The sequence below is a fragment of the Streptococcus sp. V728 genome, assembly GCF_052077995.1.
Classification (GTDB): domain Bacteria; phylum Bacillota; class Bacilli; order Lactobacillales; family Streptococcaceae; genus Streptococcus; species Streptococcus infantis_B.
Genome location: NZ_JBQJJH010000002.1, coordinates 113,903 through 130,255, shown reverse-complemented (window position 1 = coordinate 130,255; position 16,353 = coordinate 113,903). Strand labels below are relative to the sequence as shown.

Genomic DNA, 16,353 nt, shown 5'->3' with positions numbered 1-16,353 from the left:
TTTATTTTTCAGACCAAGCATCATTCATCTGTTTGACCGCTGACTCAACGAATGTATCGAGATCACTGTCGGTCATGTGGATATTGTATTTGTTAAGCTCAGCACGAATTTTAATACGAGCTTGCTCTAGTTTCTCTTCGCCTTTATAACCAGTTTCAGCGGATACCTGCTCAACTGCATTTACAGCATTTTTAGCCAAGATTTCAACAATCTTGATTGTTTTCTCTCCGCCTTTTTGGATTAGGTATTCTTTGACAGCCTTAACTGCGATACCTACCAAGATAACTAGAATACTAATAGCTCCATTAAGTAAAATTTCATTGATTTGTTGCATCGTCTTTCTCCTTTATTTCAACTTCTACTTTGTCTTTTTGGTCAATATTGACCAATAACTGCCCGATTTTACGAGCGTTATCTTTCTTGATTTGATTGATATACGGTTTTAGGAATTCTGGAAATGCAAGGCCAATCATTTCCCAATTTTCAATCACCGAGAATAAGTAATTGAATGAGAAAAACATAGTCCAAGCAATCCCGAAGCTACGAAAACCAAGAGAACGGGCATACATAGCTACAAGCAGAATTACAAGAAAGACAATGAAATGACGAATCAATCCCATTGTCCCAATCTTGCTATCAAAACGCTTGGTCTTGAATGCTTTGATATATCCTGTCACGATATCTAAAATCATCAACCAAAAAAAGAAATGAATATACGGGCTATATGAAAGATTTTTGAGGTGTTCTAATAATTCATGAAATGCTAAATCTTGCATAAGCTACCTCTTACTGAATAGGTTGAGTGTTTAGCTCACTAGATGGTTCTTCTTTCTTCGGTTCTGTCCATTTCCAGATGCCTAATTTTCCGTTTTGATCAAGGCTTGCAAGTTCTTCAAGCGTTTGACCTTGATAAGTGAATGCTTCATTTACTTGAACCATGACACGTTGGCCTTCCTGGAACTTCTCAATATGCCCAGGGTCCACAAGCGTGAAGATTTCTTGTGGTTTATAAGTTTTACCGACCTGACCAAGGTCAACCAATTCAAGACCACGTTTAAAGACTGTTGGATCAAGTGGATTATCTGTATCTGTTACACGAGCCAACACTGCCCAGTCAGCGACGGCTTTGACTTCTGCAATTTTAGCATCTTTCTCAGCTAACTTAGTTTCATATTCTTGAGCCTGTGTTTGTAAATCTTCCTGAAGTTTCTTCACACCTTCAGCTGGGTTCAGTTCAGTAGCTACCTGACCAAGAACCGCTTTAATCAATTCCTCATCTGAGTCATTCACACGGTTGCCAATTAACACACGGTCAAATGCCGTGTAAGGTGCATCTTGGCGAATTGCTACGAATGTGCGGTTGTTTTCTTGTAAGTATTTATTAATTACTTTAAATGTCATATATTATCCTTCTTCCTTTGATTTATCTAATTCTTCTGCTACTTTGTCAAATAGAGCCTTTAACTCTTCATTTGACTGTAAAATTTTGTTGATTTTTTCAAGTTGGCTATTAACTTCTTGAAGTTGTGCTTGAGCTTCATCACGTTCAGCATTGCTGAACGCTTCTGTAATCGTCTTGTTTGCAAGTTGAATGCCTAAGTTATTAATAACTTTATCGTGTGTGTTCATGTTTACCTTTCTATTTAAGAGGCCCGATTGTCGTCCATCTGTAATTTTCACTAGTTGCTTTTACTTTGTGTAATTGCTCAATATTTCTATAAATATCATTAAATAACAATAATAAATTGTAATTTGGTCCTCCTGGAGAAAATTGAAGCCACGTCCCATGTCCATATCTAACTAAAAATGGTGTGTAATAATTTTTTGAATTCCCAGTGTCTGAGTGACCTACCACTACGCTAAACGCATGGTCTCCACGCATATAGATACCAACACCACCACCAGAGCTGCCACCCATTGCACCCCAAACGTCATTCCCTGGACCTCTGAACGCTATCCCATTAGGGTCCCATGTTGTCTTCCAACTTGTTGGGCTACTCTGCATTCGAATTTGTCCGTTATTCAAGTCAAAGGTTGCGTTCCCGTTCAAGCCTGATAACACCCCACCCTTAATGTGGTTAGCTGTGAAATCAACCGACTGGATTTTAGTAATTGTCGCTTGTTTTGCAAAAAGCTCATCAACAAATGCTTGTTGTGATACTAACCTCTGAATGAACGCTGTATCAAACTTAACCTTCTCAGCGGTTACTGCTTCAGCTCCTAAAATGTTGGTAGTCACTGAACCAGCTTCAAAGTTAGCGGTCTTGAGTTTGTCAATCATTGCCGACTTGATGACTGCATTATCGATCAGCGTGTCTCCAGTAATGTGGGTAGCCTTCCCAATAATACGGTTATTACCATTTGCTCCAAGGTTGATACCATTAATGATGTCGCCTGCGCTGTTCAAATTTTGGATAGCGTATGAACCAGCAAGCTGTGTGACTTGTGTCCGTGTTGCTTCTAAGCCTTGAGCAATCTGTATCGCCCTTGTCTGTGCATCCGTAGCAAGTCCTTTAGCTTCGTCTGTCGTTTTATAAGCATCATCAAACTGGCTTGGCTTATATGGACCAGTTCTACTACCTCGAACCAAAATAGGTTCTTTAAACTCAATCCATCCATTTTTTGCGAGGTAAATATAAAATGGATAACTTCTTTCCTCACCAAAAGCAAAATCTTCTGTGACTGTGAAAGTCTTCTGAAATTCTTGCCACTCATCAGAAGCCTGACTAGTAGGTTCCCCGATATCAGCATTTAGCAAAATTTTATTTAATCCATGGTTCTTGATGTTAAATGCGAATACACTATCAAGTTTTGAAAGTATCCGATATTTAAAACCTAGTGTGTATGTTTCACCCTGATAGATTTTTTTAACGTAAATTGGCAACGTGAACCCGCTAAAATTATAGCTTGTTAGCCCTTGCGCCTTGATTGTGAAAACACCATCGCTTACGGATACATTCACACCGTCTCTAGTAGCATTTGCAAGTGTATTGGTTCCCATCGTTAATGAATTAACAATCAAATTGTTATCATCTGTTACATATTTCCCAACCTCAGTCTGGAATACTTGGCTAGTCAAAACCATTCGTGAAACGTTGTTAGATACGTCATTTTCAGCGCCACCCAAAATGCGCTCATAGAGTTGACTAGTTTCTTTAACACGTTGGAAGTCTACTTCATTGACTTTGCCAGCCATTTGACTTGCAATATTAGCAAACCTTCCTTCTGTGTCTTGCTTGTATTCTACGAAACGTACAACGTTATCTGTTGCTATCTCTCTAACAGCGTTTAGTTCATTAATGCTGTTGTTTGCTATGAGTTTAGCTTCTTTCGCTAAATCTTCGCTTGTGTCAGCTTTTTTCAAAGCTTCTTCTGCTTTGGCTTTGGCTTCTTCAAATCCTTCTGGACTGAAATCATGAAACTTTCTGTTGATTTCATCAGACAAAGCACGCTTGTTTTCTTCGGATTTGGCTTTGATTAACTCAATACCGTCTTCAACTTCTTTCTTTAGTTGATTTGATTGATGTTCAAAAGCTAAATCAGCATTTCTAGCAGCTCTTTCAATTGCAATTTCTTGAGCTGAATAAGTTGCCCCAAGGATCGTGCTTGCTACGTTTGAAAGTCCGTTAGAAACTCCTGAACCTCCAAAACTAGGCTTGTCGTCAAACTCTAAAGAAAGGTATTCTTCTTTTAGTCCATCATACTCGTAAGCAATAGCCTTTTTGAAAATATCGACATTATGTTTTAAGCTCTTGAGATTGACTGTGTCGCCTAAATGGACGACTTGCCCATCTAGTTCATAAGCTTCAAGTTTGATAGAGTCAGAGACCTTGTCAATGCCTTCATTCGTGAATTTAGCCTGTGCCCACTTCTTCAAGTCCTCGACTGATTTTAGATTGTTGTTTTCATACTCTTTCTCATTGATGTACGGATAAGAATTGATAAGTGGACTGTCTACTGTCACCTTTATTGTTGTTTCATTTTCAGAACCTTCAGGTTTGAATGTAGACCGAGCATGTATTCTAGTGATGACATTTTGTGAGTTTTTAGAACGTTGATAAGATTTTAGATTCTTATGTGTAGTAATTACAACACCACGATTCTCACCACGATTTTTTTTAACCGTTAGTGAAAAGTTATCGCGTACTAGCTCACCTTCCCAGGTTCCAACGATGCTATGCTTACCATCTAACAGTACAGAATAGATGTTCTCTGTTTCAGACATGTTGAAGGTTCTATGATCTTGGATGTCACTTGTAAATGAGAAATCTCCTAAATCTGTTTTAGCATTTTGAACCATCTGAGAAAGTGCAATTGAACAAGTTTGGTTTGCAACCCGGACAGGCTTCACAGAACGCTGCATGATGTCATCTGTGATATGATATGCTGTAATTTCAAGATAGTCATTTTCCTCAACAGGTTTCTTTATACGAAACAGCTGAGGCCCCAGGACTGGTGTGGGACATTTTATCAGCATATCCTCTTTGATTTGTTTGTAAATCCCTGTGTCAGAAATTGGATATTTTACAGTAAGAATGAAATCATTATTCATGGTCTCTTTAACAATCGCTGAAGTCGCTTCATGAAGTGGCTCTCCGTTCCAGCGCACGGTTCTTACATCTTTGTCAAGTAAATAAAGCAATTATGCCCACCCCCAAACCGTCTCGATTTCAAGCGATTGAATACCAGTACCTAGAACGACACCGACATTTTTCAGTTTTGATGGATCAATAGTAATAAAATCACCTGACCATTTAACTGTTTTTCCTGTTGTGGTCTTAAAACTTGGATTATCTGGATTGTTGACCATTACAAGCGGTTCTGTGAGGTTTTCAAGTCTGATAACTTGTCCGCCGATAGTAAATGAAGTTTCAGTAGCACTCTGTCCGACAATTGTGATTTTAGGAAAGGCAAGGGCAGAGCCTTGAGTAGTTAAAACACCATTTCCAGTCAATCTTTGTGTGTCAATTGTTTTGAGATATTTTGTAGGGTGGCAAGTGAATGTTACTTTTGTCATATATAAACCAGGTTGTGTTTCTTCAAGATCACTAGCATTTGCCTTGTAACACCAGAGACGAGTTGTTTTAACTCGCTCACTTTCTAACCAAAATTTCTCACGGATAAATAGACTCATGAATTGATTCATTTGTTCTTCAGTAGGTTTGACTAGATAAATCGTATAAGGTTTCTGAACTAGTTTACGATGTTTATTTGTCTGAACTATCGCTCCACTGATACCACCATGCTCCAAGAGTTCTGTCTTACTTTCTCCCAAAGCAATTGAGGGAGAATCGTGGACAATGACCTTAAAAGGAAAAGACGATGTTCTTACACCGTCAATCACAAGTTCGTTATGTTTTATCATGCCATACCTCCTCTCAATTGTGTCTTACGTTGCAGTTCATCAGCAATTCGCTGTGCTACTTGGTCAGCAATTCTGCTGATATCTGCTTCTTCTCTTACGATGTTTCCAGTAATTGTAATGTTGATGCTTGTTGGATTGTCTCCCATAGTCTGAGCAATACCACGACCAATCGCTCCAAGTGTTCTTTCATTAAGTGGCAATACAGCTTCATTTCCAGCTTCGCCACCAACCATCATATTATTTCCATTCATACCAAATAAGGTCGGTTTCGTCATGATACCGCCTTTAGCATACCACTCGATACCAATTCTAGGTATTTGACCTTTTAGCCAATCGAGCGGATTTGCTGAACCACTTACTGAGAAGTGAGGTAGTGGAATATGTGGCCAACTAATGCTGAAATTAAATAGCCCTTTGATAGCATCGATTGCAGAACTTACAAGGTCTTTTGCACCATTGATGGCGCTCCCGATTGCATTCTTGATACCATCCCATGTGTTTGTTACATTGTTGTAAATGCTAGTTAGTACAAATTCTACGGTTGCTTTAATCCCATTCCAAATACTTGAAACTGCTCCTGAAATAGCGTTAAGGGTATTTGAAATATATGATTGAAGTGCACCCATGACTGTTTGAGAAATGCTTTGGATAGCATCCCATACAGTTGAGAACACTCCCTTGATTGTTTCCCATGCTCCTGACCAGTCACCTGTGATGATCTGCATGACTGCCTTGATGATGCCTAAAACAACATTGATTGCAGTTTCGACTACTGTCTTGATGACTTCCCAAGCGGTCGTGATGACCAGTTGGATATTCGCCCATGCACCCTCGATTAATGGACCCAAGAAAGTCATGACCGCATCAATTACGGTTTGGATAGCATTCCAGACAGTTTCTGCACTCGCACGAATGAGTTCTTGGTTTTCTGTCCACCAACTGACAACCACTCCAAACATACTCATGATGAAGTTAGAAACTTCACTAACAACCCTGTTGATGACTTCCATGATGGCATTCCAGACGGTCATTACCGCCTCTCTGAACCCTTCGTTCGTGTCCCAAAGGTACTTGATACCAATTACGATCGCTGCAATAGCGGCAACAATTAAAGCAGCGATACCAATAATGGGTGCGGCTGCTGCAATCATCGCTCCAATGGATGTTCCAAGTGCGACTGCTGCTGCTTGTAAGGTTAAGAATATCGGGACTAGAATACCAGCAACTGTGACTACCCCTCCTAAAATCACGATAAATTCTTTAACAGGTCCAGGCAAACCACTGAACCACTCTGCTATATCTTTGACCATGTTTCCAAGCGCTTCAAAGACAGGTGCTAGAGTTTCAGCGATTGCTGCGCCCAGTTCTGACATAGCTAGCGTAACTGAGTTTTGTGCTGTTTTAAATTTATCAATAGGGTCCAGAGTTGCTTCAAAGGTTTTAGAAACTGAACCTACTGAATTTTCAGCTGCTTCGGAGAATGTTTGAAAATCAAATGCTCCACGCTTGATTGCATCGATCATTTGAGGAGCTTTCTTAGCACCAAAAATTTCCATGGCGAGCCCCATTGCTTCAGTTTCACTAGTTGTATTCTTTATCTTATCGATGGTTTCGACAAGTCCCTCTTTCAGAGTCTTGCCCTTCTTAGCGTAGGAGCCTGCCGCTTTCGTTAATCCTGACAAAGCACTTGAAGCATCCACACCGCTTGTTTCAAATTGTCCGAGCAATGCAACGCCTTCCTCAAATGAGAGGCCTAGCATTTTAATCTGTGGTGCTCCTTCGATAGCTTTCTTCATCAAGTCATCGACTGACACACCTGTTGATTGAGCTGTGTAGGTTGTAGAGTCTAGGACTTTCTCTAAATCGCTAGTTGATAACTCGTAAGCTTCCAAGGCTTTACTTGCTGAAATGGTTGAATTGGTAATGTCTGTACCGTTAATTTCAGCAAACTTAATCATTTCGATGGATGCATCTTTGAGAGCATCTCCTGTTAGTCCGAATTGTGTGTTAACCTCTCCGACTGCTTCACCAGCCTTGCTGAAATCGGTTGGGATAGTTGTTGCGATGCTTGAAGCGATATCTTGCATCTCTTTCAAGCTGTCGCCAGTTGCACCAGTTTTGGTCACGATAGTGTCCATGCCTTCATCGACTTGTCTGAAGGCTTCTAATGCACTTTTCCCAAAATCCACAAACTTCTGACTAATGTCAGCCAGTTTTTCTGAAAATTGGTTTAATAGTTCGGCTTTTAGGAGGTTATTCGTTTCAGCCAGGTTTCCAGCTGCTTGTTTGCCAGCACTACCCAAATTCTTCATTTCTTGAGAAAGATTTGAATACGATGCTTTAGCTTGGTTCAGTTGTGCTTCCATTTTGTTAGCTTCAACTGAATTCTCTCCATACTCTTGCTTAGTTAACTCTAACTGCTTTTCAAGATTTTCAATCTGTTTAGCAACGATAGAGGATTGTGCACCGACCTTTTCCTGTGCCAGAGCTAGTTTTTTAGATTCGCTAGCGTTAGCACCTAACTGGCTTTCTTGTAGTTTGAATGAACTTACAACTTTTTCAGACTCACTAGCAAGGCGATTTTGCTCTTTCTGTAAATTTTGGAGCTGACTCTTATTGCTTTGAGTGGCATTACCATTTTCTGCTAGTGCTTGGTTGACATTAGCAAGTTTTCCTTCGTAACCTTTAAGGACATTCTTGGTGGTTTCAACTTCACGCTGAAATGCTCGATACTGATCAGCACCAATGTTCCCACTCTTGAATTGTTGCTCGACCTGAGATTGTGCTTGTCTTAGGGTCTCTAGTTTCTCTTTGGTTGTAGAAACTTGTTTTTGTAAAAGCTCTTGCTTTTGAGTCAATAGAGTGACATTCCCTGTATCGAATTTTAAGGCTTTGTCAATCTGTCTTAATTCTTGTGTTGCATCTGTTGCAGCCTTATTGACATTCTTGAGTGCCTTTTGTAAGGGTTGCGTGTCTCCATCAATTTCAATCTTGATGCCTTTAATATTCCCTGCCATGTTTCCTCCTTTCTCTAAAAAATAAAAAGCGCTGAGAGAACTTCTATGACTGATAAATGCAGTCAGGTCAAGGAACTTGACCTCAGAATCGCTCTCTCAGCACTCCTTTTATTTTAAAAATTGTCAAAATCAGCTTGGTTGGCTTTTCGCTCACCTTTTTTACTTTCGCTTCGTAAATTCACATAATCTGTTTGATAATCTAAAGCCATTCCGATTGAAATATTCTTCAAATCATCAATAGACAACCCTGTTTCTTTGCAACAGGACAGATAAGATTCTACTGTGAAGATTTCTTCGCTAGCTGTTTCTGACTGGTCTGGGACTTTTTTGTTGACATACTTGCATTTAGCATTTCCATCAACTCAGGTCCGACTTCCTGGATCGGGAAACTTTCCATTTCCATGAAGAATTGTTCGTAAGGTTTGATGTGAGGATTTGCAGTTTTAGCAAAGGTCCAAAACAGACGGTTAAAGAATGTCATGTCAAAGTCTGACAAGATTGAAATGTCAACTTCATTAGATTCTTTTTCGCCAGAATTAAGTCTGTTTAATTCAGACATAAGGGATTGATTTTGCAACATTGAGAATAAATCTTGAAAATAATCCTTGCCGAATTGTTGTTTATAAGCGATTGGAGTATAAGCACTTGTTCCTAACTCATACTCTTGCTCGCCAACCATAATGATTTTGCGCATTTATTTCTCCTTAACCTACGGAATTAGGTTCATAAACTTTTTCGAACCATTTGTTATAGACTTCGTTGTTATCAGCTGAAGTGATTGAACGCTTGATAACTGAGTCAAGTGGGCGAGGACTAGCTTTAAAAGATAGCTCACGTTCATTTACGTTTGTACCGTTTTTAGTTGATGATCCGTTTGATGGGCGACTTGCTGAGCAGTAGTAAAGAACGTGACGAGTCTTATTCTTATCACCAGAGAATTCAAACATAATAGCGAATGCTGTTGGTTCTGCATCTCCTTTTTCAGTCATGACACCAGTTTGAGAGTCTTTGATTTCTCCCAAAATCTTAGTCGCAAATGCTTCGATAATATGAGGTACTTTGAGTTTTCCGTCATATCCTTCATTTGAATTGATGAAATGATAGTCGATATCATCTGCTTTAACTGCTCCAGAATCACCTTTTGGATCCAGAGTCAAGTCCATTGCTCCAGGGAAACGGAATACTTCATCGTAAGTAATCACTCCATCTGCACCAATAGTTTTTACGGGTGCAATGTGAACATTTTTTAAACCAAACGTTACTTTGTTTTCGGGCATGTCATTCCTCCTTAATATAGATAGACTGTGTAAGGCTTGACATATAACCTTTCAGTCTCGATAAATGTTTCTTCTTGAGCTTCAAAAAAGAGCTCGTGGGATTTCCACAGCTCTTCTAGTTGCTCTTCCAAATCTTCATCCTTGCGCTCAAATGCAAGCTCGACTGTCACGCTCTTAATCTCATGATTAATTGTGTTGTCGGCTGCATTGATTGCTGGACTAGATTCGTAGTAAATCAGATAAGGCATATCAGGGACATTCCCCTCTTGATATACTCGGTAAGTTACAGGTAAGGCTGATTTCTCTAAAATATCAGCAAACTCTGAAAGTTTCATTGACCAATCTCCTTGATTCTTTTTTCAAAATTCTCGATAACTTTTTCTTCAACTGGTTTAATGTGGACTATACCAGATACACGACCACCACCTCGTAAGATGTGTCCGTTCTCGAGTAGGTGGGTAAGACTAGCGACAGAATTAAAGACAACGTAAGAACCATTTGCTAGCTTCTTCTTTTTCCAGCCTTTGCGATATTTCCCGTATCGTTTCGGACTCGTTTGTCTTAACTCTTGTACTGCTTCCTCTGCTACCTCTTCAGCAATCTTTTCTACTCCTTCAGAAAACTCGGTCGAATATGAAGCTAGCTCTTTTGCTATGAAATCAGCGAGGTCAATGCTCATTCTAATTTCTCCGATAAAGTCAATTCCAAAATTTCAGAATCGATTGGATAGGTTTTTAAGACACGATATTTCTTGCCTTCAAAAACGGCATTTTCTTGGTTATCGTATTCAAAATTGTGAACTTCGACAACCAAGCTCGGTCTTAATCCTGCTTGATTGGCTTGATAAAATTCAGAGCGAGTAACTTTCTTTTTGCGACACAAAATTGTCACTTCAACATCTCCATAGATTGGTTGTTTGAGCTTGTCCTTACCTTTGATTTTCCTAGAGGTCAGTGTGATTTCATTGTTCCACATTCTTAACCTCTTTCTTTGACGCTAATTGCAAATTGTGTAATCGCCATTGAAGGTGTCGTGGCATGTCCACTCCACCCTCGTAGCGATATGCAGCGTAGTCAACGATAAACATTTCATGATCAGCACGGTCACCGACAAGCTCAACACCGAGATTGTCGGTCAATTCAGTGATGACACTTGAAATGATTTTTTCTAGCGGCTTGTCTCTCAGTTTGGTTGAAATACCTAACTTGAGTTTCAGCAACTCTAAAAGCTGAAATTCATTCATGTTTATTCCTCTTCTTCTGCAACGGGCTCTTCTACAACTTGTTTAGGTTTTGTTTTTTTAGATTTTTCGTCTGGCACTTCCTCGATGAAGATTGAGCCAGCACTATTCAACCCATTCAAAAGACCGTTGATGAATGTTTCAGTCGGTTTATGCCCTTCACGGGGAAAGGTATCACCAACTGAGTAGTCATGTTGTTCAGGATCGTTCAAGTCCTTAAATGGACGGATTACTGTATAGCTCAATGGCCACCTCCTTACCCGACTGCGTCAGTATAAGTACCAAAGAATCCAGCAGCTTCATCCACTTTCTTAACATCCAAGCGAATGAAAAGTCCAAGCAATTGTCCATAGATGTCGTTGTTCACCCATTTAACAGATACTTGAGAACGGTCAAATAATCCAACGAATTCAGCGATGTCACCGATAAAGAATTTCATATCACGCTCGCTACCAAATACTGTATCGTCTACTGTGTAGATAGTCTTGCCACCGAATGAGTAACCAGTAGGTGATGTGACATCTGGTTGGAGCATATAGTTTCCATTTTTGTCTTTGACTTTATCAAGAGCTGCAAACATTGATTGAGTTACTACGATACTTGCTTTATAAATTGGTTTAAGTTTTTTGTTGTAGATGTCTTTGATACCATCAAATCCAGTAGCATCGGCTGGAGTAGCTGTTTTTAGAACTTCTGCAACCAATGAAAGTTCAGTGTTTTCCCCTTGGTTAAACACTTCTTCTTCGACGATTTCCATGATGTCGTAATCTGCATCATCAATCATTTCTTGTGATACTGGGATATAGCCACGATATGTTTTGATTGAGTAAGTAACATCAGTGATGTTTGGTTTTGCAAGCTCTGGATTAGCCTTCAATTCATCTGTTGATGACATTTTAGCATCACTTTTCTTGATAACTGGATATTTACCACCACCGCTGTTAACTTTTACACGCTTCACAAGGTCCAAAAGTGGATTGCGTGTTTTGTCTACAAAGTGTGGTTTTAATACTTCAGTAGGGATTAGAGCTGCACTTCCTGAATCAGTAGTTTTCAATCCTACGATGTCACGAGTTTGACCAGAGCGAATGTATTTTGCGATTGCATCACGTTGTTCCAATTTTTGTCCTCCACGTTGTTCTTCTTTTTTTGGATAAGTTGGTGCTTTACGGTTTTGTTCTTCGATTTGATTTTTCAAATCTTCGATTTCTGCTTCAAGTTTTTCTTTTTCTGCTTCCTTTTCATCCAATTCTTTTTGGAGTTCTTCAAGGTTCTTTTCAACTGCTGAAACTTCTTCATCATTTCTAGCTTGTTCCAATTTAGCAGCTTCAAGTTCAGAGCGTTTGTTCAATTCCTCGATTAATTGTTCAATCTCTACTACCTTATCTGCTTTGTTGCGCATGCGAGCGCCTAAAATCAATGATTTGTGCATAGATTAAATTTCTCCTTAATTTCTTTCTTGCGCTTGTCTAGCGCTTCACGATTGGCACGCTGTTGACTTTCAAAGTCTTTTTGTCGTGCAGCAATTTCCGTTTGTGGATATGCTGGGAAAGTACATGGGCTCACTTCAAAGATTTCTAATTCTAAGATAGTGTCCAGGTACGAACCATCAGCACGTTCTTCTGTGTCGATTTTAATTGGGATAAAGCCAAAGCTACATCCGACTACATCTCCACGTTGAACACGAGCATAGGCTCCGATAGCTTGCGGGTCTTCTTTATTGATGATGATATCTCCGAAAAGTCCGATTTCATCAACTCTCAAAATGACCGTTCCATTTCCAGTACGACCAAGCACTAAACTATCATCATGGTTAAACAATGCCCTGATGTCAGCGTTTTGGATTGCTTTTTCAACACCTTCACGCTTAATCACTTCAAAGTAACCTGGCCATAATTCAGTAACTTCATCGAACTTGATAAAGTACCCACTCAAAATCAAATCACCAGTTTCGGTTTCTTCTCGTGTTTTGAATTGAGCGGTGCGATAACTATTGCGTTTATTCATCTTCTTCCTCACCTCCTTTCAACTTTTTCTGGTCCCCAAGTTTATCTTGTGGGATATAGTTTTCAAGAGCAAGGAGCTCATCCATATCAGGATCAGGTGGCATTCCTAACCAGTCTCTCCACTCGTTTCTACGCATTGCCATGCTATTAGTCATCTGTTGTGCTACTGATGATAATTCTGTAATGTCGTAAGAATACAGCGAGCGAGCGTTAAGTTTGAAATACCGATTGTTTGAAACTAGTAAATCTCTAGTTAAGGTCTGAGTGATTGTAGTGGCAATACTCATTACCGTTGTATTGACAAAGTTGTTATATTCCTCTTTGTTAAAGTTCCCGACTCCCAAAATAAAAGCTGGAACACCCAAAAGTCCAGCAACTGTTTTCTTGTCAATTTCAACAGATTCATTAATAGCGATGTCTTTCAAACTTAGCGGTTTAACCTGTTCAACGCTCATAAGAGCATCAGGGATAATCCACGGTTCACCAGACTGGCTAGTGCTGAGATATTTCTTAGCGACCAGGTCACGACCTTCTTGAGTTCCTAAGTCTCCATTAGAAGAATCGACTTTCACAATCAAGCTTGGAACATTCTTCCCGCTCATAAATCCTTTTTTGATTTGAGTAGCAAGGTTTAGATTCCTAATAATATCTTTCAGAGCAAGTCTATATCCAGTACCGACAAAAGGATTGTCTGGGTCTGGATTGATTGCAAAGTGTACGATTTCGCTTGGGTTGTAATCAGTGCCACGATAACTCACGACATAACTGACATCATCACTTTTGAAAGAAATTTCACTCATTGCGAATGGTCTCAAGTTCAAAATGTAATCATTCACAGGATCATACTCAACATGAAGAACCGAATTCCCGTCACCAAACAACAATAGGTCACGCACAATCTTGAAAATCCAAGTCTTACGAGTCATATTGTCGCATGGATTGATATCAATTTTTCTAGCTAGTCCGTCTTTAATTCGGATGTCACCTTTGTCGGTATTTTCCATCAAGTGAATGGTCATGTTAGATACCATGTCAGCAACCTTGTTGACTGCTGCAATCACATCAGGATTGCGAGCCAAAGGAACGTAGCCGTCACCGTCCAGAAATAAACCAAAGTCTGAATGAGTGATAACATTTGTGCCACTTTTAGTTTTACCTCGTTTCAAAATCCTATCTAAAAGCCCCATTTTCTCACCTCCTTTCCCTCTACTTGAAGAAGCTCATAACATCCTGGTTCTTACCAAGGTTAGCAAGAGCTTGAATGCAAGCAAAAACGCTGGCATCGAACAAGTCAATTCTTGCAGTACCACCGTCACCGTCTAATTTTTCATATTGCACAGCATCGTCCACCTTTTCAATTGCTCTAACATTGCTCACACAATATTCGTAAGCATCAGAATGAAGATAATAAAATTCTTTATTTTTTACCTTAAACTCAATCCGTCTGAATCCCTCTGATTTCAGCCAAAAAAGTTGGGGTTGGTCAATCATCTTAAACCGAGCTTGTTTCATCTTGGTTAAGAATTCTCGACCAAATTTCCTATCCATTCCGACAGCAGCAATCTTGAACCCTTTTTCTCGCATCTTGATGAACCATTTAACGATATCATCATAGAGAACAGTCGGAGTGTTGCTCATCGTTAACCAACCATCAGACTGCCAACCAAAGAGTGGAATCCCGTCATCGTTGGCTTTTTTCTGAGCGTTAACACGAGGGAAGAAAGCGTGTGTGATACAAATATCAATGTCTTTCTCACCATCATGATAGACTCCATAGAGAGCAGCAGCGGTCAAGTCATGCATTCTTGATAAGTCAGCACCACCATACCACTGAATAGGTAAACGTGCTAACTCTTCCAATGTCCAATCGTATTGACTATCTGAAGCGATGAATTCATCAGGATTGAAATAAGCATTCATAGAATTTGTGAAGACATTCAAGGTCTTGTTGAAGAACTCATTCCTAGTCTGTGGATCATTCATAGCTTGTTCTGCTTCTTCTTTCAGAGCCTTGAGCGATACCGTCACACCCCATGAAGGATTGGCTTTTTTAAGAACGTTCTCGTCCAGGTAATCTCCTACATCGCCATCTATGTTTTGGTCAGCTTTGCAGATAAATATGAACAAGGAATCATCTTTGACCAATTGCTTGAGGACCTTTTGACAATATTTCAAACGATTGGCAAGGAAACCAGTAGGTATATCACCAGCCGTAGAGATAACAAAAAGCATACTATTTCGGTATGCTGACATTGTTTTCTTCATAAGTCCGTATTTCTTACTGTTTCTCATCGTGTGAGCTTCGTCCAAGATGATAACATTCCCATTCAAAGAGTCCAAACGGCTCTCATCGTTGGCTAGCGCCTGGATAAAGAAAGAACCTTCATCACCAAAGTTTGCGGTTATTGAGTGTTCCTGGTTGTTATCCTTGATACGAATATTCTTGTCATTCCATCGATCAACATTGAACTTCAAGAAACCAAAGGCTTCCATCGCTTGCTTGACCGAGTTGGCTACGATGTAGCATTTTGAACCGCTATCCGTGTCTAATATCTGATAAGCTAGAGCGATTGCAGCAGTAAACGATGTTTTTCCATTCTTACGAGCGAGCATGATAAGCGCTTCTTTGAACCTACGCTCATTAGTACCCTTGTAGTAGAATCCAAACAGATTGACTACTACAAAGTGTTGCCACGGTTGTAAGAGTAATGGTTTATTGCGGATAGACACCGCAAACATATCATCACCCTGTTGATGGACTATTGTGTTTTCGATGAAGTGGACAACGAAATCAATGATTTCCTCATCCATGTCAAATTCTGGATTATCAATATCACGAATGAATCTTTCAGCTGCAAGAATGTTCTCTTCACAATGTTCATCTTTGTGGGATATGACGTGCTGGGCATACTCTTTTGCTTTATCAAGATTACCCATTGCCAGTCACTCGCTTCTTCTTGATTTCATTCTTAAACTTCAAGACTTCAGATAGAACGGATTCTCCTTCAGGTTCCACTATCTCACCGAGCGACTTCGGATTCATCATCAACTGGTTAGAGTAGCTGAGAATGTCTTTCCTCAAAATTTCCATTGCTGTCAAGATTGGAACTTTGCGCTCATTTTCAGCACCAGCCTTATTGACGTAGGTATCTGTTACTGGATAACCCATGTCAGCATAATCTTGAGCAAGCTTTTGATACTGATATAGCATTCCTGCAAAGATGTCAATGATCATTTCAAACTCTTTACGATAAGTGCCCAAGTCTTTCATCTGCTTGACTACTTTTGACTTGATTGACTTAGCTGTAATAGGTTTAGCCAAAAACTACCTCCTTCTGCCAAAATTGCTTAGTTTTTATCCCCTTTTTGTTTGAAGGGTCCCGACTTGGAAAAAGCTCCCTTCACCGGTACCCAACAGCCAAAAAAATATTTTTTTTAGGTGGGGGGG

The 16,353-nt window shown here is 39.8% G+C and carries 20 protein-coding genes; all 20 read right to left on the bottom strand.

Going from position 1 to position 16,353, the window contains the following annotated elements; translation table 11 throughout:
• Position 1: 1 nt before the first annotated feature.
• On the bottom strand, positions 2-334 hold the full coding sequence (locus ACTO1Y_RS02050) for a phage holin (protein WP_441348168.1): 333 nt from the start codon (positions 332-334) through the stop codon (positions 2-4).
• On the bottom strand, positions 318-776 hold the full coding sequence (locus tag ACTO1Y_RS02045) for a phage holin family protein (protein WP_441348167.1): 459 nt from the start codon (positions 774-776) through the stop codon (positions 318-320). Before ACTO1Y_RS02045 ends, ACTO1Y_RS02050 begins: the two co-directional genes overlap by 17 nt.
• A gap of 10 nt (positions 777-786) precedes the next feature.
• A complete protein-coding gene (locus ACTO1Y_RS02040) occupies positions 787-1,401 on the bottom strand; it encodes a hypothetical protein (protein ID WP_441348166.1) in 615 nt (204 codons plus the stop codon).
• Between the two features lie 3 nt (positions 1,402-1,404).
• Positions 1,405-1,629, bottom strand: coding sequence for a hypothetical protein (locus ACTO1Y_RS02035; RefSeq protein ID WP_441348165.1), 225 nt, complete (start codon positions 1,627-1,629; stop codon positions 1,405-1,407).
• A gap of 10 nt (positions 1,630-1,639) precedes the next feature.
• On the bottom strand, positions 1,640-4,642 hold the full coding sequence (locus tag ACTO1Y_RS02030; protein WP_441348164.1) for a phage tail spike protein: 3,003 nt from the start codon (positions 4,640-4,642) through the stop codon (positions 1,640-1,642).
• Positions 4,643-5,365 carry a phage tail protein gene (locus ACTO1Y_RS02025; RefSeq protein ID WP_441348163.1) on the bottom strand — a complete coding sequence of 241 codons (723 nt, stop codon included), beginning with the start codon at positions 5,363-5,365 and terminating at the stop codon, positions 4,643-4,645.
• Complete coding sequence (locus ACTO1Y_RS02020; RefSeq protein WP_441348162.1) at positions 5,362-8,382, bottom strand: phage tail tape measure protein; 3,021 nt, start codon at positions 8,380-8,382, stop codon at positions 5,362-5,364. The genes ACTO1Y_RS02025 and ACTO1Y_RS02020 overlap by 4 nt, the downstream gene beginning before the upstream one ends.
• 113 nt (positions 8,383-8,495) lie before the next feature.
• A complete protein-coding gene (locus tag ACTO1Y_RS02015; RefSeq protein ID WP_006150490.1) occupies positions 8,496-8,627 on the bottom strand; it encodes a hypothetical protein in 132 nt (43 codons plus the stop codon).
• A gap of 32 nt (positions 8,628-8,659) precedes the next feature.
• Positions 8,660-9,076, bottom strand: coding sequence for a hypothetical protein (locus ACTO1Y_RS02010; protein WP_006150477.1), 417 nt, complete (start codon positions 9,074-9,076; stop codon positions 8,660-8,662).
• A gap of 10 nt (positions 9,077-9,086) precedes the next feature.
• Positions 9,087-9,659 (bottom strand): major tail protein, encoded by a 573-nt coding sequence (locus ACTO1Y_RS02005; RefSeq protein ID WP_424847402.1) that lies wholly within the window; start codon positions 9,657-9,659, stop codon positions 9,087-9,089.
• 11 nt (positions 9,660-9,670) lie between these two features.
• Complete coding sequence (locus ACTO1Y_RS02000) at positions 9,671-9,994, bottom strand: hypothetical protein (RefSeq protein WP_441348161.1); 324 nt, start codon at positions 9,992-9,994, stop codon at positions 9,671-9,673.
• Complete coding sequence (locus ACTO1Y_RS01995) at positions 9,991-10,338, bottom strand: HK97 gp10 family phage protein (protein WP_006150475.1); 348 nt, start codon at positions 10,336-10,338, stop codon at positions 9,991-9,993. The genes ACTO1Y_RS02000 and ACTO1Y_RS01995 overlap by 4 nt, the downstream gene beginning before the upstream one ends.
• Positions 10,335-10,634, bottom strand: a complete 300-nt coding sequence (locus tag ACTO1Y_RS01990) for a phage head closure protein (RefSeq protein ID WP_441348160.1) — start codon at positions 10,632-10,634, stop codon at positions 10,335-10,337. Before ACTO1Y_RS01990 ends, ACTO1Y_RS01995 begins: the two co-directional genes overlap by 4 nt.
• Positions 10,621-10,902 carry a hypothetical protein gene (locus ACTO1Y_RS01985; protein ID WP_441348159.1) on the bottom strand — a complete coding sequence of 94 codons (282 nt, stop codon included), beginning with the start codon at positions 10,900-10,902 and terminating at the stop codon, positions 10,621-10,623. Before ACTO1Y_RS01985 ends, ACTO1Y_RS01990 begins: the two co-directional genes overlap by 14 nt.
• Positions 10,903-10,904: 2 nt before the next feature.
• Positions 10,905-11,144 carry a hypothetical protein gene (locus tag ACTO1Y_RS01980; protein WP_441348158.1) on the bottom strand — a complete coding sequence of 80 codons (240 nt, stop codon included), beginning with the start codon at positions 11,142-11,144 and terminating at the stop codon, positions 10,905-10,907.
• Positions 11,145-11,155: 11 nt separating this feature from the next.
• Positions 11,156-12,331, bottom strand: a complete 1,176-nt coding sequence (locus ACTO1Y_RS01975) for a phage major capsid protein (protein ID WP_441348157.1) — start codon at positions 12,329-12,331, stop codon at positions 11,156-11,158.
• Complete coding sequence (locus ACTO1Y_RS01970; protein WP_441348156.1) at positions 12,316-12,906, bottom strand: HK97 family phage prohead protease; 591 nt, start codon at positions 12,904-12,906, stop codon at positions 12,316-12,318. The genes ACTO1Y_RS01975 and ACTO1Y_RS01970 overlap by 16 nt, the downstream gene beginning before the upstream one ends.
• Entirely contained in the window at positions 12,899-14,092 is a 1,194-nt protein-coding gene (locus ACTO1Y_RS01965; protein ID WP_441348155.1) for a phage portal protein, read from the bottom strand. Before ACTO1Y_RS01965 ends, ACTO1Y_RS01970 begins: the two co-directional genes overlap by 8 nt.
• Positions 14,093-14,111: 19 nt before the next feature.
• A complete protein-coding gene (locus ACTO1Y_RS01960; RefSeq protein ID WP_441348154.1) occupies positions 14,112-15,842 on the bottom strand; it encodes a terminase large subunit in 1,731 nt (576 codons plus the stop codon).
• Positions 15,835-16,227 (bottom strand): P27 family phage terminase small subunit, encoded by a 393-nt coding sequence (locus ACTO1Y_RS01955; RefSeq protein ID WP_084881525.1) that lies wholly within the window; start codon positions 16,225-16,227, stop codon positions 15,835-15,837. Before ACTO1Y_RS01955 ends, ACTO1Y_RS01960 begins: the two co-directional genes overlap by 8 nt.
• Positions 16,228-16,353: the final 126 nt, after the last annotated feature.

What these genes read in the sequence shown, in the direction of transcription:
- ACTO1Y_RS02035 (WP_441348165.1), bottom strand. Translation starts at nt 1,629, where the DNA reads ATGAACACACACGATAAAGTTATTAATAACTTAGGCATTCAACTTGCA.
- ACTO1Y_RS02010 (WP_006150477.1), bottom strand. Translation starts at nt 9,076, where the DNA reads ATGCGCAAAATCATTATGGTTGGCGAGCAAGAGTATGAGTTAGGAACA.
- ACTO1Y_RS02025 (WP_441348163.1), bottom strand. Translation starts at nt 5,365, where the DNA reads ATGATAAAACATAACGAACTTGTGATTGACGGTGTAAGAACATCGTCT.
- ACTO1Y_RS01985 (WP_441348159.1), bottom strand. Translation starts at nt 10,902, where the DNA reads ATGAATGAATTTCAGCTTTTAGAGTTGCTGAAACTCAAGTTAGGTATT.
- ACTO1Y_RS01965 (WP_441348155.1), bottom strand. Translation starts at nt 14,092, where the DNA reads ATGGGGCTTTTAGATAGGATTTTGAAACGAGGTAAAACTAAAAGTGGC.
- ACTO1Y_RS02045 (WP_441348167.1), bottom strand. Translation starts at nt 776, where the DNA reads ATGCAAGATTTAGCATTTCATGAATTATTAGAACACCTCAAAAATCTT.
- ACTO1Y_RS01970 (WP_441348156.1), bottom strand. Translation starts at nt 12,906, where the DNA reads ATGAATAAACGCAATAGTTATCGCACCGCTCAATTCAAAACACGAGAA.
- ACTO1Y_RS02040 (WP_441348166.1), bottom strand. Translation starts at nt 1,401, where the DNA reads ATGACATTTAAAGTAATTAATAAATACTTACAAGAAAACAACCGCACA.
- ACTO1Y_RS02005 (WP_424847402.1), bottom strand. Translation starts at nt 9,659, where the DNA reads ATGCCCGAAAACAAAGTAACGTTTGGTTTAAAAAATGTTCACATTGCA.
- ACTO1Y_RS01995 (WP_006150475.1), bottom strand. Translation starts at nt 10,338, where the DNA reads ATGAGCATTGACCTCGCTGATTTCATAGCAAAAGAGCTAGCTTCATAT.
- ACTO1Y_RS02000 (WP_441348161.1), bottom strand. Translation starts at nt 9,994, where the DNA reads ATGAAACTTTCAGAGTTTGCTGATATTTTAGAGAAATCAGCCTTACCT.
- ACTO1Y_RS01960 (WP_441348154.1), bottom strand. Translation starts at nt 15,842, where the DNA reads ATGGGTAATCTTGATAAAGCAAAAGAGTATGCCCAGCACGTCATATCC.
- ACTO1Y_RS02050 (WP_441348168.1), bottom strand. Translation starts at nt 334, where the DNA reads ATGCAACAAATCAATGAAATTTTACTTAATGGAGCTATTAGTATTCTA.
- ACTO1Y_RS02020 (WP_441348162.1), bottom strand. Translation starts at nt 8,382, where the DNA reads ATGGCAGGGAATATTAAAGGCATCAAGATTGAAATTGATGGAGACACG.
- ACTO1Y_RS01990 (WP_441348160.1), bottom strand. Translation starts at nt 10,634, where the DNA reads ATGTGGAACAATGAAATCACACTGACCTCTAGGAAAATCAAAGGTAAG.
- ACTO1Y_RS01975 (WP_441348157.1), bottom strand. Translation starts at nt 12,331, where the DNA reads ATGCACAAATCATTGATTTTAGGCGCTCGCATGCGCAACAAAGCAGAT.